Genomic DNA, 24859 nt, shown 5'->3' with positions numbered 1-24859 from the left:
CCAAACCGCACACGTTCGGTTTTCGACGTTCGATACTTACTCGGCTCGGATACCAGGTCCTTCGGAGTACCTCAGGATGACAGTTGAGGACGAACTGAGCGGGGGCAACGCCTGACGTACGGCCCCTCACCCCAGCCCTCTCCCTCGAGTACCGGGGAGAGGGAGCAGAGCCATGACCGCGATCCTCCCCAGCATCCTGTTCAAGCAAAAACGCGGCCTTTGCCCCGGCTGCGGCGCACCGCTGCCGCTCGACGGCGATGTCGCCCAACTGGCCTGCGGATTCTGCGGGCAGAAAGCCGTCCTCGAACGCCGGCTGCGGAAGGTAGAGCCCGAAGTCGCTGACGCCCCCCTGCGGCTGTACGTGGATGCCGAGTCTGCGGAGGCACAGAACCTGACCCGCGCCGCCTGGGTGCGATCGAAGCAATACCGCGAAGGCATCGTCGGCCGGGCGTCATGTCCGGGCTGCGGCGACGGCCTGGACTATGAAGACGACGCCACTGCCATCCACTGCCGCACCTGCGGCACGAACTCGCGCCTGGAACGCCGGCTCTGGTCGCCACCGCCGGACCCCGAAACGGAAGTCCCCCGCCCGCGACACCCCAACGACCGCCGCCGGGCCACGGAGGGTGACCACCCCGACACCGAGCACCTGATCTACCGCATTCTGCACGAGACCGACGCCGACCGACGGCTCGCGTTCGCACGGCACTTCGAGCAGTGGACGAACATCAACGCCACCTCCGCCCGCCTGCTGCCGCCACTGCTGGAGAGCACGAAGAACGCCGAGCCCGCGTATCAGCGGGCCGTTGCCGACCTGATCGGCAAGCTGCTGTGCGAAGGCGACCCCGGCCTTCGCAACACCGCCATCCGCGCCGCCGAGCGATTCATCTTCGACGTCGGCTGCCCCAGGCCGATCGTCTTCGAGGTCGGCCTCGGCGACGGCGTCTGCCTGAAACCGCTGCTCGACGCCGCCGAGTTCGCCTGCCGTCGCGGCGAGTTCGAGTACGCCTGCTGGTGCCTGCACGGCGTGAACCTGATCTTCCAGCGGAACTACCCGCAGCACCCGATCATGGGGCAGATCATCCTTTACCGGATGCTCTACCTCACCGGCCCGGTGCTGGCGTTCGCGATGCTGCTGGCGCAGCGGCAGTTCGGCATCGGCTTTCACTACGATGCGCCGACGCTGCTGCATTTCATCGACGACGCCGCCGTCGAGCGTCCGTCGCTGCTGCCGGAACTGGACAAGTCGTTCTACGTCGGCTGGCCGAAGGACGAAACGGAGTTCCGCCATCGCTTCGACGTCTACCGAAGCCTGAAAACGGATGCCTCGCGGGCCGCGGCGCTGCGGCACTACCTGCGCGTGCCTGAGAACGCGACGCCGGCGCAATGGCAGCGGTTCTTCGAGTTCGTGCTGCCGATCTGGGACACGGAAGGCCCCCTGAAACCCGCCGCCGAGGCTGCGCTGTACGCTGTTGTTGACGGCAGCTACCCCACGCCCGATCCGGTGCACGAACTGGTGAAGCAGCGTGGCCGATCGCTGCCGGTGGAAGTGCAGCGGAGCTACCTGGGCACGAACCCCAAGACGCCGTATTTGTCGTACGACGGCCTGCCTTACTGGCAATCGCCGAAGGAACCCGGCTTGTCGCCGGAGATGCAGAAGTCGCTCGATGAATGGAAAGCCGGCCTGCACGCCGCGATCGACACCGACCGTGAAGCCCGCGACGCCGCGACGGAGCGATTCCGCGCGGTCGATCCGCACTCGGTCGAACTGTACGACGGCAAGACCGACGCCCCCGAACCCCCACCCGCCCCGCCAACCCCGGAAGAAGTCGAGGCGACACGGGAGGCCGAGCAGCTACACGCCGAGTCAAGGAAGCTGATGCGCGATCAGATGGAACAGGCGATCGAGCGGATGGAGGCGATGCGCGAGCAGGTCAAAACGTTTTCGCCGGAGTCGGTGAAGATGATCGACGAGCAGATCGCGCAGTTACGGAAGCAAATCGGAGAGTGAGCCACGAATCTCACGAAACGAAGCACGAATGAGAGATTGCGATCGACTCTGTTAGTGACACGGGCATCCTGCCCGTGCGTGCGACGTCCGAGTGAAAAGTTGGGGATAGCGCAACAGATTCTTGGCCGTTTGCGAGTCCATGCACTGACAAAGCAAAGAGATTGGTATTGATACAACTCGACCGTCACGCACTCAGCACGGGCAGGATGCCCGTGTCACTGACGGCGCCGACCGCCATGCTCTTCATTCGTGTTTTGCTTCGTGAGATTCGTGGCCCAACTTCTTCCTTCGCGTCCCTTAGTGGCTCGGGTCGTTATTGTCCGCCCGGCCCTCGGTGTAGAACCAGTTGTGGATCGGCTTAAGAATCTCCTGCACTTCCTTCACAAGCTGCAGATCGATCGGCTTGGCCGCCCAGTCGGCCCAGAGTTGGACGTTCTTCGGGTTCGCCGAGCCGACGACGCAGGTCGTCATGTCGGCGTTGGCGATCGAGTACTGCAGCGCGAGCTGGGCGATGTCGACGCCTTTGCTCTCGCAATGTTTGGCAGCCTTCTTCGCCGTCTCGCGGACCAGCGGCGTCGCCTTGTGCCACTTGGGAAGCTCGGTGTTGGTCAGCAGCCGGGCGCTGAACGGGGCGGCGTTCATCACGCCGACGCCTTTGCTCTTCAGGAACGGCACGAGGTCGGCGAGCATCGTGTTCTGCAGCGTGTAGTGGTTGTAGCTGAGGATGACGTCCAGGTCGGTCTGGCCGAGAACGTACTTGAAGATGTTCATCGGGTAGCCGCTGATGCCGACGTGGCGGATCATCCCCTTCTTCTGCAGCACACGCATCTGCGGGATCGTCTCTTCGACGATCTGCTTCATGTCGACGAATTCGATGTCGTGACAGAGGCAGATGTCGAGGTGATCGACCTTCATCCGCTCCAGCGAGATCTCGACGCTCTCGATCACACGGCGGGCCGAGAAATCGAACCGCGTACCGCTGTACCGCCCGAGCTTCGTCCCCAGCAGATAGCTGTCCCGCGGCACGCCCTGCAGCGCGACGCCCAGCAGCACCTCCGACATCCCCCGCCCGTAGAACGGCGAGGTGTCGATGAAGTTCATGCCGAGATCGAGGGCCACGCGCACGCACCGCATGGCTTCGTTGATGTCGATGTTGCGGAACTCGGCCCCGAGCGACGAAGCGCCGAAGCTGAGGACGGGGAGTTGAAGACCGGTGTTACCCAGGGGGCGGCGGAGCATAGTTCTCTCGTAGGGTCCGCCTTGGCGGACGTGATCGGACTTCTAATGCGGTTTGCAGGAATGAGCGTTTCGCGTCCGCCAAGGCGGACCCTACTTCAATCCATGCGGACGCCCACCGACAACAGCAAATTCGCAAACCGCTGCTGATCCGCCGTCTGGATCGTCAACACGTGGTCCGGCGTTCGGACGGCTTCATAGAACGCCCACTTCTCGATCGGCTGCAGCTTGATCTTCAGCCCCTCGCTGTCCAGCGTCTTCTGAAAATCCTTCCAGACCGGCGGGTCTTCCGTCAGGGCATACTGACCCGTCCGCTCGTAGTCCATCGTGTTCGCGATGTCGATCGTGATGGCGCTCGCGACCGCCTCCAGCACTTGGTTCACCGTTGGCAGACCCGGCATCAGGTTCAGCGACACCAGCTCGGCGTTCGGCCCGAGCGTGCTGCTGGCGGGGTAGTTGCCGTCGGCGATCAGGATCTTAGCGTGATGTCCGCATCGGCCGAGGACTTCGAGAATCTTGGGATGGATGAGTTTGGAGCGAAGCATGGTGGTGTTGCGGATTGGGGATTGCGGCGACGATGCACAGTCATGCCTCCGTACGCGGCGTCGCCGCACGCTCGTGCGATGGAAGCAACTCCGGTGCCGCGGGTCAGCAGTGCCCCGTCAACGCGCGTCGCCGGTTCACGAAGCATTTTCAGTACGGAAGCGGCGAACGCTTACTTGCGCGATCTATTTCGCGTCAGGTCTCGTAGCGTACGCAGGGTTGCCGAGCGGAACAAGGATGCTGCGGTAGTCTGATTGCAACCCGGTCCCGGGGCGATCAATGTCCTCGATCCCGGGATACCCGCCGTCGATCAGAAGCGCTACGGCACCTCCTGTGCGCCAGGCGCTGCAATGCCCCCATTTTGACGCTGGCATCGCTTTGGCACACCATCATGCCATGCACGCTCTACTCCAGTGCCTGACGGTCGGCGCGGCCGGCTTTGTCGGTGCGATCGTCCGTTTCGGTCTCGGCACGTTCGCCGCCCACCTTGTTCCGGACCGCCCGTGGCTCGGGACGGCGGTTATCAACCTGACCGGCAGCTTCGTGCTGGGGTACTTCATGGCCGCCTTCGGCGACCGATTCCCCATGGGCCACCCCATGCGTCTGGCGGTCGCGACGGGCTTCCTGGGGGCGTACACCACGTTCTCCACGTTCACTTACGAGGCCGACACCATGCTGCGGGGCGGGCAATACCTCACGTTGGCGTTGTACGTCGGCGGGAGCGTCGTTCTCGGCATTCTCGCCTGTGGGATCGGCGTGGCAGCGGGTCGCTAACGGCGTGATCCCCCCAAAATCGATCCCGGAAAGCCCTCTTTTTACAGACGGTTGTTGTCGCGTCCGCTCTCGCTAAAATGCCGATCCACCACAATTACGGAGGATCGAACAATGCCTAAGAAACTCAATATCGGTCTGGTCGGTTACGGCTTCATGGGCCGTACGCACTCCAACGCCTATCGCAAGGTCAACAACTTCTTCGAACTGGACTACCACCCGGTCCTTAAGGCCGTCAGCGGCCGTAACGCCGAGGGCGTCAAGAAGTTTGCCGACCAGTGGGGCTACGAGTCCACCGAAAGCGACTGGCGGAAGATCATCGACCGCAAGGACATCGACGCGGTCGATATCTGCACCCCGAACAACCTGCACAAAGAAATCGCGATTGCCGCCGCCCAGGCGGGTAAGATGATCCTGTGCGAGAAGCCGCTCTCGATGGACACCAAGGAGGGCGAGGAGATGGTGGCCGCGATCGAGAAGGCCGGCGTCGCCAACACCGTTTGGTACAACTACCGCCGGGCACCTGCCGTCACGATGGCCAAGCAGCTCATCGACGAAGGTCGGCTCGGGCGAATCTTCCATTACCGTGCCAACTTCCTACAGGACTGGACGATCAACGCCGACCTGCCACAGGGCGGCACGGCCCTCTGGCGGCTGGACGCTGCCGCCGCCGGCAGCGGCGTGACCGGCGACCTGCTCGCTCACTGCATCGATACCGCGCTGTGGCTCAACGGCTCGATCACCACCGTCAATGCGATGACCGAGACGTTCGTCAAGGAACGCATGCACAACCTGACCGGCAAAATGGAGCAGGTGAAGATCGACGACGCCTGCACCTTCTTCTGTCGCTTCGGCAACGGCTCGCTGGGCCTCTTCGAATCCACCCGCTACGCCCGCGGCCACAAGGCGCTCTACACGCTCGAAGTCAACGGTGAGAAGGCGTCCCTCAAGTGGGACCTGCACGACCTGCACCGCCTCCAGTGGTTCGACCACAAGGACGAAGGCCGTCTCCGCGGCTGGCGCAGCATCCATGTCTCCGACGGCGATCAGCCCTACATGAAGAACTGGTGGGTGCCGGGTCTGCAGATCGGCTACGAGCACACTTTCATTCACCAGGTCGCTGACTTCCTCAAGGCGATCCAGGAAGGCAAGCCCTGCCCCCCGACCTTCCGCGACGCACTGGAAACGCAGAAGGTGTGCGACGCGGTTCTGTCTTCGGCGAAAGAAGAAGGTTCGGTCAAGAAGGTCTGACGTTTACAAGCCGATATCAACCAATGCGACGCGGGAGAGGCCGAAGCTGGCCGCTCCCGCGTCGTTTTCATTTCCACGCACGAACCGAAGCTATTCCGCCAGCACGGCGTACAACTCCGACCGTTTGGAATGCCCGTCCAGCCAGCGCTTGATTCGCTGGATCTCATTCCAGTCGGCTTCGCCGAGCTTGGCGATCATCAGTTTCTCACGCTGTTGTTCGCGTTCTTGGCGCAGTACGTCTGCTTGCCAGGTGCTGCTGAAGACGAAGTGGACGTCGTCGTGCAGGTTGCGGGCGACGAGCGATTCCCATTCGTTGGCGTCGAACCAGATGCCGCCGCATCCGCCGCAGCGTTCGAGCTGAAAGCCAACGCCGTGCCCGACCTTGGCGCGGACGAGGAACCGCCCGCAGTCCGGGCAGAGTTTGGCCTTGTTCGTCTGGTTCACCTGAAGCTCGGTAACGCTGTCCGGCTCATTCTCGGGGAGATTCGTTCCCTGGCGTTGGACCCAGAGCAGGTAGGTTTCGCCGTTCACCCACTGGCCGCCGCAACCAGTGCACCGACGGGCCGACAGGCCCTGGGCCTGTCCGGCGGCGAGTTCCGTGGCTTCCAGGCTCGATGTTTTGCAGACGGGGCAGTTCATGTGGGGTATTGTATCAAGGGAAGCACCGAGTCGAAGCCGCAAGGCAGTGATCTATTCGCCTCCGGGAACGCCGACGTCAGGTTCGAGATGAGAAAGACTATGTCGAGCTGCCAACATTACGAACCCGTCTCCTCCCGTCGCGATCTGCTGTTGCGAAGCGGCCTGGGGGTCGGTGCGGCCGCCCTGGCTTCGGTCCTCGGTCGCGACGCCATCGCCGCACCGTCCGTCGCCGCCGCGGGGGCGTCGCTCTTTCCGAACTTCGCCCCCAAGGCCAAGCGTGTCATCTGCCTGTTCCAGTCCGGCGGTCCGTCGCATCTCGATCTGTATGACGACAAGCCGGTCCTCCGCCAGCGGTTCAACGAAGACCTTCCCGACTCGGTTCGCCAGGGACAGCGCATCACCGGCATGGTCGCGTCGCAGGCACGGCTGGCGCTGCAGCCGAGCAAGTTCACTTTCGCGCCCGGCGGCAAGTGCGGGACGCCATTCAGCGATCTGATTCCGAACATCCGCTCGATCGCCGACGACGTCTGTCTCATCCGCTCTGTAAACACCGAGGCGATCAACCACGACCCGGCGATTACCTTCTTCCAGACCGGCAGCCAGCAACCCGGCCGGCCGAGCATGGGGTCCTGGATCGACTACGGCCTGGGTACCGTCAATTCCGACCTGCCCGCGTTTGTCGTGCTGATTTCGGTGAACAAGGACAAAGCCGGGCAGGGATTGCTCGCGCGATTGTGGGGCAGCGGCTTCCTGCCAAGCAGGCACCAGGGGGTGCAGTTTCGTGGCAGCGGCCAGCCGGTGCTGCACCTGGCCGACCCGCCGGGCGTCAGCCGCGAGCGCCGCCGGATGATGCTCGACGGCGTCGCCGAGCTGAACCGCCTGCACTTCCAAACCGCAGGCGATCCGGAGATCGAAACGCGCATCTCGCAGTACGAGTTGGCGTTCCGCATGCAAGCGAGCGTGCCCGATCTGATGGACCTGTCGAAAGAGCCGAAGCACTTTACCGATGCCTACGGCGCCGATGTCGCCACGCCCGGCAGCTTCGCCCGCAACTGCCTGATCGCCCGGCGGCTCGCCGAACGCGGCGTTCGGTTCATCCAGCTCTACCACCGCGACTGGGATCATCACGGCGACCTGCACGGCCGCCTGCCCAAGCTCGCCGCTGACGTCGACCAGCCCAGCGCCGCACTGGTGAAGGATCTGAAGGATCGCGGCATGCTCGAGGACACGCTCGTCATCTGGGGCGGCGAGTTCGGCCGCACGCCCTACGCCCAGGGCAACGCCAACCGCGACGCCTACGGCCGCGACCACCATGGCAAGACGTTCAGTATCTGGATGGCCGGCGGCGGAATCAAAGGCGGAATGACGTACGGCAGCAGTGACGACTTCGGCTTCAACGCCGTCGAGAACCCCGTCCACATCCACGACCTGCAGGCGACGATCCTGCACTGCCTGGGTGTCGATCACACGAAGCTGACCTACCGCTTCCAAGGTCGGCAATTCCGGCTGACGGACGTGCACGGGCATGTCGTGAAGGGTGTGCTGGCCTAACCGGACGGCGGCATGGCCTAGGCCATGTCTTTTGCCGCGTCGAAACAGGAAGCGGGGATACTCTGCCGGAAGGTCGTGCACGAGAGCGCCGACCCTACTTCGCCAACGCCTGGACTACCCGCCCGATGCCAGCGGTTACTCTCGCCAGCTTCTCGTAGTCCACCTTCTCCGGCGTGTCTTCCGCTGTGTGATAGTGGCGATATCGAAACGGCGCGGTATCGGTGACCATCAGCGCCGGGTAGCCCTGCTTTGTGAACGACCAGTGATCCGACCAGCCGATGCCCTGGATGCGGTCGCTGACGGCGCAACCTTGCGAAGGAAACTTGGTGTGCGATCGGAACGACTCCACGCAGCGTGAGACCAGATCTGTCGCCGAAGTGTCGCCGACGAAACCGATGAAGTTGCCGGTGTCGGGGAAGAATTTGTCGAACGGCGGCGGGTACTTCTGGCTGTCCTTGTCGTCGCTGTAGAAGCCCATCGTCTCCAGGCTCAACATCGCGACGATCATCTCGCCGCGCTCCTTGCACCGCTTGGCGTAGACGACGCTGCCCATCATCGGCGAATGGAAGAACGGCGGCTCCTCATTGACGAAGAAGGCGAACCGCACCGACCGCGCAAGCTTGGCTTTGGCCAACGATCGGGCCAGTTCCAGTCCCCCCGCTACGCCGGTCGCGTTATCGTTCGCACCGGGGCAGCCTTTGACCGAGTCGTAATGTGCACCGACCAGGACGATCTCGTCGGCCAGCTTCGGATCGCCGCCAGCAAGTGTCGCGTCGAGATTCGCGACCGTTTTGCCCTCGCACTCGTAGGTCTGTCGGCCGACTTTGTAGCCGGCGTCGGTCAGGATTCTCTCGATGTAGTCGGCGGATGAGTTGAGTTCTGCATACCGCCAGATGTTCCGCTCGCCGATGTCGCCTGCGAGCTTCTGAACATGTGACTGCATGCGCTCGGCGGCACGTCTCTCGTCGTCGCTGATCGCTGGCATCGGACCGGCGAACGTCTCGCCCGGCATCGGCGGCGGCGGACCGATCGGAATGCCGGCATCGTCTTTCATGAGATACCCCACGCAGGCGAAGGCAATGCACGACACGGCGAGTGTTATTGCGAAGAGGCGAAGCATAACGGCCACCGTTCTGTACCTCGGGGCATCTGCCGACTCGCCAAGACGCATCACGTCGCCGTCTTGCTCGCCGTCTCTTCCGCCACCGGCTTGATCACGACATCCAGCCCCACGACCTTCGTCGAGATCTGCCACTGGTCCCGGTGCCAGCCGGTAATCATCTGGGCGGCCTCGAGGCGGTCGAGCGTCTGCTCGACGTACATCGGGACTTTGTCTTCGTATTCCTGTAACAGGTTGAGCTTGCGGCCGAGGAAGTTGGCAACGCCCCGGAAGCTGCCGCCGCCGTTTTTCGCGAGGATTGCCTTGCCCTCGGGCGAACTGGGGTCAGGGCCGCTCAGGGTGAGTTGGACGGACTTGCCGACCTTGCCGATCGTCGCCAGCACGCCGTCGCCGAGGCCGATGAAGTCGCCGTGCAGGATCTCAACAGTGCCCTTGCGCACACGTGCGGCCTTGTAGACCTGTTCGAGTTCGTTCTCGAGGAAGTCGGACGAGAACGCGATGTTGATCGCCTTGGCGAGGTTTTGCAGCGCCTTGGCCAGCGACACTTCCCTTGGCGAGACGGGCAACGCCATGTCGCGCAGTCCGCCCGCCTTGCGGGCGGTGATCGTGCCTTGTCCCGGTCGGGCCGACGCGGCGATGACGATGCCGGGATCGGCGGGCTTGGTGGGATCGGTCGTTGCCATGCGAATCCTCCCTTTCGTCAGCATGGTTTCCGATGGAGCGGCCGAGGGCAAGTGGTGCATAATGACGAATGACGAATGACGAAAATCGAATGGCGAATGAAGTTCCAAGACCCAATGTCCAATTGCAGCGGACGTTGGCGGACATTTCATGCTTCGAGATTGGTCATTCATTCGCCATTCGAATTCAGTGATTCGTCATTCCGTCATCTGGCCCTTGTACTGCGAAAGCGTCTCCCGCAGCCCGCGCGTCTTCCAGCCGAATGCTTCTTCGGCCGGCTTTGTGTCGCAGACGTTGTCTTCCTCGGCCATCTGCACCTGCGCCTTGTTGAACGGTAACAGCGATCCGGGCACCACCGTCGCGAGCACCTTGGCGTACCACGACGGGATTGGCATCGTCAGGCGATTCTTACCCGTCAGGATCTCGGCGACGGTCTTGTGCATAGTCGGCCAGTCCATGCGGTCGGGGCCGCCTAGTTCGTAGGTTTGGCCGATGGTGTTGGGCTTATCGAGTGCATCGACGAAGGCGCGGGCGACGTCGGCAACGTAGACCGGCTGCAACTGGCCGCTCCCGCCAAGGCCGAGGACGCCGTTGCCGAAATAGGGCATGAACAGGAACGGCATCGCCTGTTTCCTCGCCCAGGCGGCTTCCATCTTCATGAACTCGCCCTTGGGACCGTGAATCATGCTGGGGCGGAGAATCGTCGCGTCGAGCCCGCTGCCGCGGACGTACTCCTCGGCTTTCCACTTGGTCTTGTGGTAGGCGCTCACAGCATTCGGCCGAACGCCCAGCGCCGACATGTGCACGTATCGCCGGATGCCGGCGGCCTTCGTCGCATCGACGACCGACCTGGTCCCCTCGAAGTGCATCCGCTCGAACGTCACCCCCTTAGAAGGCTGCTCCATGATGATGCCGACCAAGTGAATGACCGCATCACACCCGGCCATGCCGGCCGCGAGTGACTTGGGGTCGAACAGGTCGCCAACAAATGACGTCACCTTGCCGCCTCGGCTATCGAGGGACCCTTTGCGAACCAGCGCCTGCACGGAATAGTCGCGCGAGACGAGCTCATCGACGACGGCGGTTCCCACGAACCCGCTGCCTCCGGTGACAAAGATGTTACGTGCCATGTGAACTCCTCGTGCGACTCCGCTCTTTTCCCGGCGCGTGCGATCTGCACAATACCTGCTGCGATGACGATAGGCGCGCCGAACCATAATCCCCAGCCCGACTTAACCCTTCGCCTGGGCACCCGCGGGTCCATGCTCGCCCGCGCCCAGAGCGGCTGGGTGGCCCGGCAGATTGAGGCCAGAAACCCCGGCGTGCGCGTCGAACTGGTCATCATCAGCACGAGCGGCGACCAGATTACCGACAAGCCGCTGCACGCGTTTGGCGGCAAAGGGCTGTTTACGAAAGAGCTGGAGCAGGCGTTGCTCGCCGGTTCGGTCGACTTTGCCGTTCATTCGTTCAAGGACGTGCCGGTAACGATGCCGCTGGTCGATATTGCTGAACTGGTCATCGCTGCCGTACCGCCGAGGGAAGACCCTACCGACGCCTGGGCAAGCCTCAAGAGCAAGTCTTTCCGCGATCTTCCGGCGGGCGCAAAGGTCGGCACGGGAAGTTTGCGTCGCCGGAGCCAGATCTTGCACCACCGGCCCGACCTTCTGGTCGAACCCATTCGCGGCAATATCGACACCCGGCTGCGGAAGCTGCGCGAAGGTCAGTACGACGCGGTCGTGCTCGCGACGGCCGGATTGAAGCGTGGCGGCGTTATGGACGAAACCTGGATGACGCCCATCGATACCGCCGACATGCTGCCAGCGCCAGGGCAGGGCGCGCTGGCGCTGCAATGCCGGCAAGATGCCGAGGTGACCCGGCGTATCCTGGGCAGCATGCACGATGTAGCGACGGCGGCGTGTGTGGAGTTGGAACGCGAAATCGTCCGACAATTGGAAGGCGACTGCCATTCGCCGATCGCCGCCCTGGCGACGATCAACGGCGATCGCGTGTTGTTGCGATCTGCGGTGGGCGGTCGGGACGGTATTCCGCCGGTCGCTTTTGCTTTGTCTGAGGCACCCGTGAACGAAGCCTCGTCGGCGGTCGTAGCAGTGATGAACGATCTCCAGAAGCAGGGTGCCAGACAGCGATTACTTGCGTAAGTCGTTATTGAGCCTGCGCTGACGAGATTTGGTTGACCTCGCTTGCTGTGTCTTCGTAAGATGGACGTCTAACCAGTCGGGGGAGAGTTGTTTCGCGGTGGTTCTTTGAACGACACGCGCTGTAAAGTTCTCGTCCTCTCCGGTCAGGGCCGCTACGGTCCGGCTGTCGATGCTCTCAAGGCGACTTGCGAGGTGGTGGAGGCAGCGTCGATCGATCTCGCGATTGACGCCCTGCGTTCCGACCAGTTCTCCGCGATCTTCTCCGACTCGGCCGACTTCCTTCCCCTCGAACGAGCGTTGGTATCGCAGCAGGCGAACTTGGTATTGAACACGATCGGCGAAGGGGTGTGCATCGTCGACGCCGAGGGCCGCTGCAACTGGATGAACAAAAAGATGCAGGCCTGGCCTGCCCGGGTTCACGAGAAGATTCGCCGAAGCTGTCAGGGAAGCTTCGAGCTGTTCAGTAAACAGGTTTCTCCCGCCAACCCGGAGACCCCGCCCGCCTTCAATCGGTCCAAGCGCTACGCCCTGAATATCGAAGATCAGCAGTTCATGGAGATGGTCTGCTCGCCGGTCATTAATCCGGCCGGGCAGGTGGTGCAGGTGGTCGCGGTGGTTTGGGATGCAACTGGCACCCGCAGGTTGCAGCAGAAGGTCGATGCGATCGACAAGGCCGGCCGCGAGCTGGTCCGTATCGAATCCGACCTGATGAGCAAGCTGAATGTCGGCCAGCGGCTCAAGCTGCTGGAAGAGAAGATCATCAGCTACACCAAAGAGCTGATGCACTTCGATCATTTCGTGGTGCGCCTGCTCGACCGCCGCAGCAATCGACTTGAGCCGGTCATCAGCGTCGGCATCCCGACCGACGCGCTGAACGTCGAGCTCTACGCCGAGATGGAAGGCAACGGCATCAGCGGCTACGTCGCCAGCACCGGCCGCAGCTACATCTGTCCCGATACAGAGCGAGACCCGCGTTACATCAACGGCCTGGACCTGGCCAAAAGCAGCCTGACAGTCCCGCTCACGCTGCACGACAAGATCATCGGCGTGTTCAACATCGAAAGTCGCCAGCGTGCGGCATTCAACGAAGACGACCGCCAGTTCTCCGAGATCTTTGCCCGCTATGTGGCGATCGCGCTGAACATCCTCGACCTGCTGATCGTCGAGCGCGTCAGCACCAGCCATAAGGTCGCCGACGTGGTCTGCTCGGAAGTCGCCGGCCCGCTGAACGATATTGCTTCCGACACCGCGGCTCTGCTGGATGTGTACATCGGCAACGACGAGCTCCGCACCCGCCTCAAGGCGATCATGGAAAACGTCGAGACGATCCGCTCGAGCCTGAATCAGGCAGCACAGGGCCCGAATACATCGGTTCTGGGTGCTGCGGATGTGGTGGGCACGGAAGACCCGTTGTTCACGGGTGCGCGAATCCTCGTCGCTGACGACGAGCCCAACATCCGCACCACGATCCAGAACATCCTGCACAAGTACCGGGCCGAGGTGACGCTCGCCAGCAACGGCGGCGAGGCGTGCCAGATCCTGGAAGAAAAAGAGTTCGACGTTGTCCTGTCGGACATCCGCATGCCCGACAAGAACGGGTACGAAGTGTTCGCCTGTGCCCGGTCCAAGAGCCTGACGGTGCCGGTGATCCTGATGACCGGCTTCGGCTACGACCCCGCCCACTCGATCGTCCGCGCCAGCCAGGAAGGGCTGCAGGCGGTCCTCTTCAAGCCTTTCAAGGTGGATCAGTTGCTCGGCGAGCTGCGCAAGGCGCTCGCGACGCGCGTGCCGGCGACGGTGTGAACACGCACTCGGAGTGCACCACGCGATTCATCCCCTGACGAACGACGCGACACAAAAAAACGCCGGTGTCTGAGGTATTCGCCAAGACCCGGATTCTTTGCGTCATCCGCAGAAAGAATCCGGGTCTTCGCGAGTACGCTCAGACACCGGCGTGATGATCCTTCACAAGGCGCGCCGCGAGGTTACCGGCCGAACTTCCCCGTCAGCGCCCGCGCGATCGTCGCGTTCGAGCTGTTGCTGGGAGTCGCCTGGTGGGGCAACGGCACGGGCAGGCGTTCCTGGTGCGGGGCGTCGATGATATCGGCGACGGGCGAATGCGATGCCGACAGGCGGCGGGAACCCTCAACCGTTGGCTTGCCGATAATCCCGGCGATCTGGTTCACTTCCTGCTGCTTGGCGGCCAGCTTCTGCTCCAAGTCGTCGAGCTGGGCCTCGAGCGCGCGAAACTCGTTCAACGCCGAGGTGTACAACTGCTCACCTTGCGACAGCCAGGAATTCAGGGGGTTGGACACGAGATTCGCCTCCGTTGCATCAGCCATGACGGCCATTCTACCCCGGCGAGGCGGTGATGTGCACCACGTGGAAACGCCGGCGGATGAAGAAAGTCCGCATCAGGCTTATCGGCGGACCGAGTGTGCCACTCAGGCAATGACGAGTCACGAAATGCGAATGACGAATGAATCCCAATGACGAAGCCGTTTCCGACTTTGTTTATTGGTCCTTAGGGATTCATTCGCCATTCGATCTTCGCCATTCGTCATTGCTCCGGCCTAGTCCTTCCGCCAGCGCGTGCCGTCCGCCCCGTCCTCCAAGGTAACGCCGATCGCAGTCAGTCCCTTACGGATGTCGTCGGCGAGGGCGAAGTTCTTGGTCTGGCGGGCGTTGGCGCGGAGCTGGATAAACAGCTCCATCAGCTTCCCGGTCAGCCCGTCATCGGCGGCCTTGGCAGCGACCCCAGCCGCGGGTTCCTGGAACAACCCCAGCACGCCGCCGAGATTACGCAGCGTCTGCACGCCCGCGGCGGCAGCGGCCAGGACGTCGGCCGGTTTGGTCTTCTCGGCCTCGTTCTGCTCCAGAAACGCGTTGACCTCGCCCGCCATCTCGTGAAGTGCCGCGATCGCGCCGGCGGTGTTGAAGTCGTCGTCCATCATCTCCAGGAACTTCATCTTCAGCCCGAGCACCGCCTTGGCGAACGCGGCATGCTCGCCATCCAGCAGGTTCGCCGAGACACGATCCATGTCATCGGCGGATGCGCCGTGGCCATGGCTGCCGGGCGCGGGCGTGGCCGGCGGCGTGGCGGGCTTCGGCACCAACCGGTCGATCCGCTCGAACAGCCGGGTGAACGTCGCCATCGCCTTCTTCGTGTCTGAGATCGCCGTCTCGGTGAAGTCGATCGGTCGGCGGTAATGACTGCTGAGGAGCAGGTAACGCAGCACCAGCGCGCCGTGCTCGCCGACGAGCTTCTTGGCCGATACCGCCGCCAGCGCCTTGGCGGCTTCCTCGCTGCCGAACATGTCGCTGCCGCTGATCTTCTTGGTGTTGAACTTCGTCAGGCCGTTGTGCAGCCAGTACTTCGCAAACGGCTGACCGGTCGCGCTTTCGGACTGGGCCACTTCGTTCTCGTGGTGCGGGAACTTGAGGTCCATCCCGCCGCCGTGCATGTCGAACGTCGGCCCGAGGATCTTCATCGCCATCGCCGAGCACTCGATGTGCCAGCCCGGCCGCCCTTTGCCCCACGGCGAATCCCAGGAGATTTCGCCCGGCTTGGCCGCCTTCCACAGGGCAAAGTCGCGGCCGCTTTTCTTGCCCGCGGTCGCTCCCTCGCCGCCGGCTTCCTGTTCCTCGGCGGTCTGGTGCGAGAGCTTGCCGTAGTCCTCGTCCTTGGTGACGTCGAACCAGACATTGCCGTCGGCGGCGTAGGCGAATCCTTTGTTGATGAGCGTCTGGCAGAGCTCGACGATCTCCACGATGTGCCCCGTCGCCCGGGGGAAGTGGTCGATCGAGTTCACCCCCAGCGCCGCGAGGCATTCGAAGTATTCCGCCGTGTGCTTGTCGGCGAGGTCTTTGACGGTCGTGCCCAGCCGCTCGGCAGCGTCGATCAGCTTGTCGTCGACGTCGGTGATGTTGACGACCCACGTCACCTCGTACCCCTTGAACTGCAGGTAACGCTTGATCGCGTCAAAGATGACCGGCCCGACCATGTGGCCGACGTGCGGCGACTTGTAAACCGTCGGCCCGCACAGATACATCCCCACCTTCCCGGGTCGGACGGTCTGGAAGAGTTCCTTCTGCTGGCTGAGGGTGTTGTAGACGCGGAGAGTCATAGGGAAAGGATGAAGGATGAATGCGGAAGGCTGAACTAGAAGCCGTCAGTCTACGCGATGGCGGCGAGCGGGCAACGGGCCGCGTTTTTCGTGGAATGGGTTTTCAACCCATGGTCGAGGTACGCCGCGACATTGATCGGTTCTCCGATCAATTCAGAAAGAGCATCAGCAACGACCCTTTCTAGGTAGGTCAGGACAGACCCAACTCGGAAACCTTTGCTCGCAGCACTTTCTGACTGATTCCAAGCAGCCTCGACATCTGCTGAAAGTCGCCACCCGTTCGCGCGAGCGCCTCACGTATCAGCACGGTTTCGACTTGCCGCGATTCCTCCAATGACAACGGACGCCCGGTCGTAGTCGCTTGGACTGCCTCGGGTTGCTGGCGAGCACGTTCCATCAAGACTCCCTTTCGAAAAGCAATACAACCGCATGCGCCGCGATCGCCTCCCCACGCCCGATCGCGTCGCACCCCTCGTTCGTTCCCGCCTTCACATTGATCTGCTCGACCGTCGCCCCCAGCATCTCGGCCAGCGCCTGCCGCATGGCGGGCTTGAACGCCTTGAGCTTCGGTTTTTCTGCAAGGATCGTGACATCGGCATTCCCCAGCCGATACCCGGCCGCCGTGACCTTGCCCCAGATCTCATCGACAAACACCCGGCTGGGCGCGTCCTTCCACCGCGGGTCAGTGTTGGCAAAGTGCTCGCCGATGTCGCCGAGCCCGAGCGCCCCGCAAAGGGCATCGACAACGGCGTGCAGAACGACATCGCCGTCGGAATGGGCGACAGGCGAAAGATCGCGGGCGACTTCAATGCCCGCCAGCATCAATCGCCCACCAGCTTGCAGACGGTGGAGGTCGTAGCCGTGACCGATGCGGGGGGGGTGACGACTCATCGCCAGTCCTCCCCGCTTACCATCGCAACGCGATCTGTAACGCTGTCCGTGACACGGGTTTCCAACCCGTGCAAGCGATGTCCACGACGCCAGGTTTCGCTCATCCTCAAATCGTTCTCAGAGAATCTCCCCGTGCCTCCGTACCTCCGTGGTGATCTCCCCGCACTCAGATTAAAGAGATTGAGGATCAAGAGAGTCTCTACTCCGAACGTCGCTCGCACGGGTTGGAAACCCGTGTCACGGACAGCGTCACAGACGCACGACTGTGGGATCATGCTTACCATCACAGGTTGTAATCCTTGATCTTCCGGTACAACGTCCGTTCCCCGATGCCCAGGATCTTCGCCGTCTGTTCGCGGTTGCCGTTGGTGTGCTTGAGCGTGTTGCGGATCAACTCCACTTCCGCCTGCTCCAAGCTGATGCCGAACAGGTTGCCCATGCCGCCGATCGGCTCTGTAAGGGTGGCGGGTTTGATTTCCGGCGGAAGCGAGTCGGCCGTCAGCTTGTTGCCGCTGCTCAGGACCACCATCCGTTCGATCACCTTCCGCAACTCGCGCACGTTGCCAGGCCAACCGTAGCTCATCAGGTACTGCTGGGCGTCTGGCTCGAGCCCGTCGATTTCCCGGCCCGATCGCTCGGCGGCCTGCTGCAGGAAGTAGTGAATCAGCAGCGGTATGTCCTCCCGCCGTTCGCGCAACGGCGGGATCATCAGGCTGATGCCGTTCAGGCGGTAATACAGGTCCTCGCGGAAGGTCTTCTCCTGCGTCATCTGCAGGAGGTTCTTGTTTGTCGCACTGACGATCCGTACATCGACCTGGATCGGGTCGTTCGAACCGAGCCGCACGACTTCGCCGTACTCGAGCGCCCGCAGCAGCTTCGCCTGCATGTCGGCGGGCATGTCGCCGATTTCGTCGAGAAACAGTGTGCCGCCATCGGCGTGTTCGAAGCGGCCTTCGCGGTCGGTGCGGGCATCGGTGAACGCGCCTTTGACGTGGCCGAACAGCTCGTCTTCGAGAATGGTCGGGGCGAAGCCGGCGCAGTTCAGGATGACAAGCCGGTTCTTACGGCGTTTGGATGCCTGGTGGATTGCCCTGGCGACCAGTTCCTTGCCGGTGCCGCTTTCGCCAAGGATTAGCACCGGGATATCGCTCTGTGCCACCTGCCGGGCGGTGCGAATGACGCTCTGCATCGCCTGGCTGGTGCCGATGATCGCGTCAAACCCGGCACGCTCGCCGGAGACTTCGGAAAGCTGCTCCTGAAGCACCTGGTTCTGCTTCAGTAGCGCCGCCTGCCGCGCGGCGCGATTGACCTGGGCCCGGAAGTCTTCCAGGTCGAGTGGCTTTTCGATGAAATCGAATGCCCCGAGCTGCATCGCCTCTTTATAAGTGCGGACCGCGCCGTGGGCTGTGACGAGGATGACAGGCGGTGGCGGTGTCTGCTTTTTGGCCGCCGCGAGCACCTCCAGGCCGTCTTTGCGGCCTTCCATCATCAGGTCGGTGACGACCAAGTCGTACTTCCGCCGATCGAGCTTCTGCCGCGCTTCGGGCAGGCTGAAGACGACGTCACACTTATGGCCCTGGCGCTGCAGGGCTTCGCACATGACCTGGGCGTGTTCCTGTTCGTCATCGACGATAAGGATGGTGGACGGAATGATCTCGGTGTCTGACATGGGTGCTAACGAGTAACGATGAACGCCTGAAGCATTTTGTGCGCCCTGCGTTCTGGGTGCCATGGGCTGCGGTACTCCGCTTCCCGTAGCAGTGCGTAGCGGCAGGCATGCCGCCACGGGTAGACGAGTACGTCAGCCCATGGCACCCGGCAAAGCAGCTCCAAGCGTTACTTTGTATGCGGCAACTCGCTCAAAGTCATCTGTTCGATCTATCGCGCCGGCACTTCAATCGTGAACACCGACCCCTTGCCCACCTCGCTGGTGGCGTAGACCTTTCCGCCATGTTCCTCGGCGACGCGCTTGGTGATCGCCAGACCAAGCCCGGTGCCGCCCTTCTTGGTGGAGTAGTAGACGTCAAAGATCTGGCCGATGGTTTCGGGCGGAATGCCCACGCCGGTGTCAGTGACCTGCAGTCTTACCTTGTTCCCCTCGCGCTCGGCCGACAGGATGATCTCGCCGCCCTGCTCGGGCATGGCCTGTAAAGCGTTGATCATCAGGTTCAGGATGGCCTGCTTGATCAGCCGGTCGTCCAGCGGAACGACAAGGGACTCGCCGTCGCCGGCGGGCGGGCGGACGCGAAGCTGCACCTTCTGCAACTGCGCCTGCGGGGCAAAGAAATCGACCAGGTCGTCGAACATCTGGTGGACGTCCACCGGCCGCTTCTCGATCTCGATCCGCCCGGCGAATCGCATGAAGTCGTCGAGGATGTCGCGCAGGCGGCCGGTTTCGCGCTGGACGGTCGTCAGCCGGTGGATCAGCCGGCCGTGGGCACGCGGGCCGACATCCTGTGGTGTGATGTCCTCGCGAAGCAGTTGGAGGTTCAGCTGGACGGTCGAGAGGGGGTTCTTGATCTCGTGGGCCAGCCCACCAGTGAGCGCGCCAAGCTCGGCCAGGCGCTCGGCGCGGAAGGCACGCTGTTGCAGGCGTGCGTTGCGGCGATATGCGATCACCGCGACCACGCCCGTCAGGGCAAGGCCGCCGAGTCCTCCGATCGCTAGTCCCAAGGCAAAGCTCATTCGAGCCACGGAGATTAGAAAGACCGGGCGGCGGGGGCAAGGCGGGGCGCTCGTAGAGGCGGACATTCCCGCCTGTCAGTCGCGTTGAGAAAGAACCTTTCGAACGCAGCATGGCTGTTCCAGTGTCGTTTCCTGGAAATACCAATGCCCGTTTGTCGCCAAGGCGACATGGACACGCCTGCGCTGTGCCGGTATCACATTCGGCGAGCCAACCATGAAAGCAATCCTTCTTAAGAGCCCCGGCCATTTCGAACGCATCGACATCGACGAACCCGCCGCCCCCGGGCCGGGCGAGGCGGTGGTGCGTGTCCATCGCGTCGGCATCTGCGGGACCGACCTCTCCGGCTATCTCGGCAAGATGCCGTTCTTCAGCTACCCACGCATCCCCGGTCACGAACTGGGCGTGGAGGTCGTTGCCGTCGGCAGCGGCGTGACAAACGTCAAGCCCGGCGACCGCTGCGCCGTCGAACCCTACATGAACTGCGGCACCTGCCACGCCTGCAAGAAGGGCTCGACCAACTGCTGCGCCAACCTGAAGGTGCTCGGCGTCATGACCGACGGCGGCCTGCGCGACCGCTTCGTCCTGCCGGCCCGAAAGCTGCACGTCAGCACGAAGCTCTCGTTCGAACAACTGGCGCTCGTCGAGACGCTCGCGATCGGTTGCCACGCCGTCAACCGTTCGGCGTTGACGGCCGGCGAGAACTGCCTGGTCATCGGCGCCGGTCCGATCGGCCTGTCGAGCATCGTGTTCGCCAAGCTCACCGGGGCCAAGGTGATCGTGCTCGACGTCAACGCCCAGCGCCTCGCGTTCTGCAAAGAGAAGATGGGCGTCGACGAAACGATCGTGCTGAATGACAAAGTCGTCGACGACCTGCGGCGGGTGACCGACGGCGCGCTGCCCGATGTCGTTATTGACGCAACGGGCCACAACGGGTCGATGTCCAACGCGTTCGGCTACATCGCCCCCACCGGCCGGCTGGTGTACGTCGGTATCACGACCAAGGAAGTGACGTTTATTCACCCCATCTTTCACCGCCCGGAAGGGACGCTGCTGTGCAGCCGCAACGCGCTGCCGGCGGATTTCACGCGGATCATCGGGCTGATTGAAACCGGCAAGATCGACACCACGCCGTGGGTGACGCACCGGACGAAGTTCGAAGACATGACAGAGGTGTTCGAGTCGTACACCAAGCCGGAGACGGGCGTGATCAAGGCAGTGGTGGAGGTATAACCCCCTCTCCCCTGTACTCGGGGGAGAGGGATGGGGTGAGGGGCCGAACGTGAGGGCCCGTTCCTCGCGCGGTTTGATGAGAGCCCTGCGACTCCGTCGTGGGTTCCTCAACGACGTTGAAGTGCGAGCAACGCCGCCCGACGTTCGGCCCCTCACCCTCGCCCTCTCCCCCGAGTACAGGGGAGAGGGGATCGAACCTCGAAGCATTTAAACGAACCATGAAATCAGCCGTCACCATCTCTCTCGTGTCCGAAGCCCGTGGCGGACCATTTGTCTTCTGGGATGACTTGGAAGCTGGCATGGCCAAAGCCGCGGCGTTGGGGTTCGACGCGGTGGAGGTCTTCGCGCCCGGGCCTGAGCTGATTGCGCCTTCCGTCGTTCAGCCTTTGCTGGCGAAGCACAACCTCAAGCTCGCGGCCGTCGGGACCGGGGCGGGCTGGGTGAAGCACAAGCTCCGCCTGACCTCGCCGGACGCCGGTGAACGATCCAAGGCGATACAGTTCGTCCGCGGCATCATCGACGCCGGCGGACCGATGGGCGCGCCGGCGATCATCGGATCGATGCAGGGATCGTGGGGAAAGGCGGGAGGCGGCGACGTCGACAAAGACCAGGCGCTGGCGTGGCTCGCCGAGGCGCTCGCGGAACTATCAGGCCACGCGAAAACCCAGCACGGCGTCAAGCTGATCTACGAACCGCTCAACCGTTACGAGACCAATCTGGTGAACGACGTCGCCAGTGGCGTGAAGCTCATTCAGCAGGTGTCGCAGATCTCGGCCGAGGCCGGTGCCAACCTGACGCTGCTCGCCGACCTGTTTCACATGAACATTGAGGAGGCCGACATAGCCCGCGCCATCCGCGCCGGCGGACACCACATCGGCCACGTCCACCTGGCCGACAGTAACCGCCGGCCGGCGGGCCTCGGTCACACGAACTTCGCACCGATCGCCGAGGCGTTGCGGCAGATCGGATATACCGGCTACATCTCCGCCGAGGCGTTCTCGTACCCCGACGCCGACGCGGCGGCAAAACATACGATTGACGTGTACCGCAGCGTCTTTGCTTAACAACGTTGAAGGACACGTTCAGGCCGGCGGCGCGTCCTCTGGCGACCGCTCGTCAGGCCCCTTCTCGCTTGCGCCGGATCTTCGGGTTCTTTTTCGCGCCGCCCTTCACCTTGCCTCGCCGCCCCTTGGCGCTGGCGGCACGGTTGACGGACTTGCCCTTTTTGCGAACCTTGACCGCCTTGTCCCCCTTGCCCGAGTCGAACGCCGCCGCATCCACCGGCGGTGCGCCCTTCATGTCCTTGGCGGTGCCAAAATCCACCCGCTTACGCGCCTTGGTGAAGAGCCGAATCGGAACCTCCGGGAACGGCAGCATCTCCCGCATGCGGTTGATCATGTACCGTTCATATTGCGGCGTAAGAAAGTCGGGATTGTTCACGAACAGCACGATCTGCGGCGGTGCGACGTCAGACTGTGTCACGTAGTAGACCTTGACCTTCCTGCCGTGCTTGGTGCTCGGCCCCCGCTCGGTCATGATCTCGCGGACCACTGTGTTCAACTTGCTCGTCGAAACGCGCTGGTTCGTCTGGTTGAACAGATGCTGGCACAGGTCCAGCGCCGCCTGCACGTTGCGGCCTTCCTTGGCCGTCACGAACGCGATCGGGGCGTAGTCGAGATGCCGCAGTTCGCGGTCGATGTAGGCGCGATACTGCTCCATCAGCGTCACATCGTCGACCCGGTGTCCGGTCTTGTCGGCCTGCGCCTGCTCGATGAGCAGCTTGCGGGCCAGGTCCCACTTGTTCACGACCAGCACCACCGGCTTGTGCTGCTCGGCGATATAGCCGGCCAGCTTCTTGTCGGGGTCGCTGATGCGCTCCGTCGCGTCGATCAGCAGCATGATGATGTCGGCCCGGCGGATACTCCGCTCGGCGCGGTGGAAACTGTAGAACTCAATATCGTTGGTCACCATGTGCCGCATCTTGCGGACACCGGCGGTATCGATGACGACCAGCGCCTTGCCGTCCTTCTCGAACCGTACGTCCACGCTGTCACGCGTGGTGCCGGGCACTTCCGAGACGATCACCCGGTCCCCCTTGTCGCCTTCTTCGCCTTCGTAGATCTTCGCGATCGCGTTGACGAGCGTGCTTTTGCCGGCATTGCGCTTACCGACGATCGCGACGAGCATCGTGGGCTCGGGGATCTCCGTCGGCGCGTGCGACAGATCGACGTTGCGGGCGATCAGCGCATCGAGCTCGTCGATGTTTCGCTTGTTCGTCGCGGAGATGCCCAGCGGCGTCCCCAGACCAAGGCGGGCGAAGTCGCCGAGGCTGACATCGGACTTGACGCTGTCGGCCTTGTTGGCCAGCAGAACCGTCTTGATCCCCTTGCTGCGCAGCAGCGTCGCGATTTCGGTATCGCCGGCGGTCAGACCGGCATCGCAGTCGACGACAAAAAGCACCAGCTGCGCCAGCGCCATCGCCTGCTCGATCTGTTGCTTGATGTGCTCCGTCAGGTCGTCGGAATCGATGAATCCGTATCCCCCGGTGTCGACGAGCTCGATGTACCGGTCAACCCCGGCGGTGTCGGTGACTCGTAAAGGCGTGGAAATGCGATCGCGCGTCACCCCGGGCATGTCCTCGACAATACTGATCGTGCGACGAGCCAGTGCGTTGAGCAGACTGCTCTTGCCGACGTTGGGGCGACCGACAATGGCAACAGTCGGCAATACGCGTCGGGTGGCGGCGGGTTGGGAGGCGGGGTCCATAGCCCGGCAAGTATAGCGGAATTGGTCACCTTTCACTTGTCATTGGTCACTTGTAGTTCCTGACGCCAGAGATCGCGTCGGTGCGACAGAGGTCGCAGATGACCTGTCCCAAATGACTAGTGACAAGTGACCAGTGACAAATGACCAGCAATAACGCCCTTCCTGACCCGGCACGACACTTCCAAGTTCATTTTTTCACAATGTTGAATTGCGTCGCGCGACCTGCGCATACTGCCCCGACCGGCCGACGGCGAAGTTCGCCACGAGGCTGTTCACTTCTGTCAGGGAATACAGGGCCTGTCGGCGACCTCACCCGCCCGGGCTCAACCACGAGCGATCCGGCAGCGCGAACCGGCACTCACGATCGCCCGACCGCTCTCGAAAGGAGCATGTCATGCCTACCGTACGCGATGTTCTGGCGGCCAAGGGTTCCAAAGTGATGACCGTCGCCCCGGGCGCGACCGTCATGGAAGCCGTCGATAAAATGAATCGAAACAAGATCGGCGCACTGGTCGTGATGGACGGCGGTTCGGTCGCGGGCATGTTTACCGAGCGCGACGTGCTCCAGCGGGTCGTCGGGATGGAACGCGGCCCGCGGGAAATGCTCGTCGGGGATGTCATGACGACAGAAGTCATCTGCTGTGGTGCCGACGAAGACATCGAAGATGTAGCCGCCGTCATGAAGGAACGCCGCGTCCGCCACATCCCCGTCTGCGAGCAGGATGAACTGATCGGACTCATTTCCATCGGGGATGTCAGCGCCCAGTTCGCTTCGCAGCAGCAGGCCCAGATCTCGTTCCTGAGCGAGTACATTTACGGTCGGGCCTGATGACGACATCGGCACCGGCAGATAAGGCAGACGTTTGTGGCGGAGTGTGCCGCGGTGTGGCCGCGTGCGCTGGTCAACGGCGCAATTCTTCTGGGCAATCCACATCATTTTCATTGCGATCGGTCATGGAGACTTAATAAATCGACGTGTCTCCAGCCGTGTGATATCTCAGCAAAGAGCGTCCTAACCTCTGCTTCATCCGATTCTTTCGTCTTGTTGGGGTCGGCAGTCCGATAAGAGGCAGGAACGAACCTCCTGAGCTCGATCGACGTAACGTGTCCGATAACTTTGCTCGCGGGACGGATTCCCGTAGACTTCCTCTCGTCACGGACGCGACGAGTCAAGGGCAAGGTTGGGACGCCGCTGTT

22 protein-coding genes are annotated in these 24859 nt (G+C 62.7%); 9 read left to right on the top strand and 13 right to left on the bottom strand.

Features of this window, described 5'->3' with window-relative positions; genetic code table 11:
* The first annotated feature begins 172 nt into the window (after positions 1–172).
* A complete protein-coding gene (locus IPV69_RS26125) occupies positions 173–2011 on the top strand; it encodes a hypothetical protein (protein WP_206292673.1) in 1839 nt (612 codons plus the stop codon).
* A 297-nt stretch (positions 2012–2308) separates the two neighbouring features.
* Here IPV69_RS26125 and IPV69_RS26120 read toward each other — a convergent pair whose 3' ends face one another.
* Positions 2309–3250: an aldo/keto reductase gene (locus IPV69_RS26120; RefSeq protein WP_206292672.1), complete on the bottom strand. Its 942-nt coding sequence runs from the start codon at positions 3248–3250 to the stop codon at positions 2309–2311.
* A gap of 95 nt (positions 3251–3345) precedes the next feature.
* Positions 3346–3792 carry an RbsD/FucU family protein gene (locus IPV69_RS26115; protein ID WP_206292671.1) on the bottom strand — a complete coding sequence of 149 codons (447 nt, stop codon included), beginning with the start codon at positions 3790–3792 and terminating at the stop codon, positions 3346–3348.
* A gap of 394 nt (positions 3793–4186) precedes the next feature.
* Here IPV69_RS26115 and IPV69_RS26110 point away from each other — a divergent pair, with 394 nt between their 5' ends.
* Together IPV69_RS26110 and IPV69_RS26105 are read left to right on the top strand one after the other, a co-directional pair.
* Positions 4187–4564, top strand: a complete 378-nt coding sequence (locus IPV69_RS26110; protein ID WP_206292670.1) for a fluoride efflux transporter FluC — start codon at positions 4187–4189, stop codon at positions 4562–4564.
* A 111-nt stretch (positions 4565–4675) separates the two neighbouring features.
* The gene (locus tag IPV69_RS26105) at positions 4676–5812 is read left to right on the top strand and encodes a Gfo/Idh/MocA family protein (RefSeq protein ID WP_206292669.1); all 1137 of its coding nucleotides are present in this window, start codon (positions 4676–4678) and stop codon (positions 5810–5812) included.
* Positions 5813–5902: 90 nt separating this feature from the next.
* Here the strand turns inward: IPV69_RS26105 and IPV69_RS26100 are convergent, their stop codons facing one another.
* Complete coding sequence (locus IPV69_RS26100; protein ID WP_206292668.1) at positions 5903–6451, bottom strand: zf-TFIIB domain-containing protein; 549 nt, start codon at positions 6449–6451, stop codon at positions 5903–5905.
* 99 nt (positions 6452–6550) lie between these two features.
* On the opposite strand from IPV69_RS26100, the gene IPV69_RS26095 reads away from it, so the two are divergent.
* The gene (locus IPV69_RS26095) at positions 6551–8002 is read left to right on the top strand and encodes a DUF1501 domain-containing protein (protein WP_206292667.1); all 1452 of its coding nucleotides are present in this window, start codon (positions 6551–6553) and stop codon (positions 8000–8002) included.
* A 94-nt stretch (positions 8003–8096) separates the two neighbouring features.
* Here IPV69_RS26095 and IPV69_RS26090 read toward each other — a convergent pair whose 3' ends face one another.
* The 3 genes from IPV69_RS26090 to IPV69_RS26080 all read right to left on the bottom strand — a co-directional run bounded on the left by IPV69_RS26090 (position 8097) and on the right by IPV69_RS26080 (position 10933).
* The gene (locus IPV69_RS26090) at positions 8097–9056 is read right to left on the bottom strand and encodes a M28 family peptidase (RefSeq protein ID WP_206292666.1); all 960 of its coding nucleotides are present in this window, start codon (positions 9054–9056) and stop codon (positions 8097–8099) included.
* 116 nt (positions 9057–9172) lie between these two features.
* On the bottom strand, positions 9173–9805 hold the full coding sequence (locus IPV69_RS26085) for a hypothetical protein (RefSeq protein WP_206292665.1): 633 nt from the start codon (positions 9803–9805) through the stop codon (positions 9173–9175).
* A gap of 195 nt (positions 9806–10000) precedes the next feature.
* Positions 10001–10933, bottom strand: coding sequence for a complex I NDUFA9 subunit family protein (locus tag IPV69_RS26080; RefSeq protein ID WP_206292664.1), 933 nt, complete (start codon positions 10931–10933; stop codon positions 10001–10003).
* A gap of 63 nt (positions 10934–10996) precedes the next feature.
* Between IPV69_RS26080 and hemC the strand changes: the two genes are divergently transcribed.
* Complete coding sequence (gene hemC / locus IPV69_RS26075) at positions 10997–11962, top strand: hydroxymethylbilane synthase (RefSeq protein WP_206292663.1); 966 nt, start codon at positions 10997–10999, stop codon at positions 11960–11962.
* A 105-nt stretch (positions 11963–12067) separates the two neighbouring features.
* Positions 12068–13765: a response regulator gene (locus IPV69_RS26070; protein ID WP_206292662.1), complete on the top strand. Its 1698-nt coding sequence runs from the start codon at positions 12068–12070 to the stop codon at positions 13763–13765.
* A 182-nt stretch (positions 13766–13947) separates the two neighbouring features.
* Here IPV69_RS26070 and IPV69_RS26065 read toward each other — a convergent pair whose 3' ends face one another.
* The 6 genes from IPV69_RS26065 to IPV69_RS26040 form a co-directional block, all read right to left on the bottom strand.
* The gene (locus IPV69_RS26065; protein WP_206292661.1) at positions 13948–14277 is read right to left on the bottom strand and encodes a hypothetical protein; all 330 of its coding nucleotides are present in this window, start codon (positions 14275–14277) and stop codon (positions 13948–13950) included.
* Positions 14278–14535: 258 nt separating this feature from the next.
* Positions 14536–16089, bottom strand: a complete 1554-nt coding sequence (cysS, locus tag IPV69_RS26060; RefSeq protein WP_206292660.1) for a cysteine--tRNA ligase — start codon at positions 16087–16089, stop codon at positions 14536–14538.
* A 190-nt stretch (positions 16090–16279) separates the two neighbouring features.
* Positions 16280–16486: a helix-turn-helix domain-containing protein gene (locus tag IPV69_RS28035; RefSeq protein ID WP_206292659.1), complete on the bottom strand. Its 207-nt coding sequence runs from the start codon at positions 16484–16486 to the stop codon at positions 16280–16282.
* Entirely contained in the window at positions 16486–16980 is a 495-nt protein-coding gene (ispF, locus tag IPV69_RS26050) for a 2-C-methyl-D-erythritol 2,4-cyclodiphosphate synthase (RefSeq protein ID WP_206292658.1), read from the bottom strand. Before ispF ends, IPV69_RS28035 begins: the two co-directional genes overlap by 1 nt.
* A gap of 283 nt (positions 16981–17263) precedes the next feature.
* Positions 17264–18649, bottom strand: coding sequence for a sigma-54-dependent transcriptional regulator (locus IPV69_RS26045; protein WP_206292657.1), 1386 nt, complete (start codon positions 18647–18649; stop codon positions 17264–17266).
* 209 nt (positions 18650–18858) lie between these two features.
* The gene (locus IPV69_RS26040) at positions 18859–19653 is read right to left on the bottom strand and encodes a sensor histidine kinase (RefSeq protein ID WP_206292656.1); all 795 of its coding nucleotides are present in this window, start codon (positions 19651–19653) and stop codon (positions 18859–18861) included.
* Positions 19654–19879: 226 nt separating this feature from the next.
* Between IPV69_RS26040 and IPV69_RS26035 the strand changes: the two genes are divergently transcribed.
* Both IPV69_RS26035 and IPV69_RS26030 read left to right on the top strand, forming a co-directional pair.
* On the top strand, positions 19880–20896 hold the full coding sequence (locus IPV69_RS26035) for a zinc-binding alcohol dehydrogenase family protein (RefSeq protein ID WP_206292655.1): 1017 nt from the start codon (positions 19880–19882) through the stop codon (positions 20894–20896).
* Between the two features lie 218 nt (positions 20897–21114).
* Positions 21115–21960, top strand: coding sequence for a sugar phosphate isomerase/epimerase family protein (locus tag IPV69_RS26030; RefSeq protein WP_206292654.1), 846 nt, complete (start codon positions 21115–21117; stop codon positions 21958–21960).
* A 52-nt stretch (positions 21961–22012) separates the two neighbouring features.
* On the opposite strand, the gene der is transcribed toward IPV69_RS26030, so the two are convergent.
* Positions 22013–23662: a ribosome biogenesis GTPase Der gene (gene der, locus IPV69_RS26025; RefSeq protein WP_206292653.1), complete on the bottom strand. Its 1650-nt coding sequence runs from the start codon at positions 23660–23662 to the stop codon at positions 22013–22015.
* A 394-nt stretch (positions 23663–24056) separates the two neighbouring features.
* Here der and IPV69_RS26020 point away from each other — a divergent pair, with 394 nt between their 5' ends.
* A complete protein-coding gene (locus tag IPV69_RS26020; RefSeq protein ID WP_206292652.1) occupies positions 24057–24491 on the top strand; it encodes a CBS domain-containing protein in 435 nt (144 codons plus the stop codon).
* Positions 24492–24859 lie beyond the last annotated feature (368 nt).

The organism is Humisphaera borealis (assembly GCF_015169395.1).
GTDB lineage: Bacteria > Planctomycetota > Phycisphaerae > Tepidisphaerales > Tepidisphaeraceae > Humisphaera > Humisphaera borealis.
Note: the sequence above shows the minus strand (reverse complement) of the source record. Positions and strands in the feature narration are given on the sequence as shown.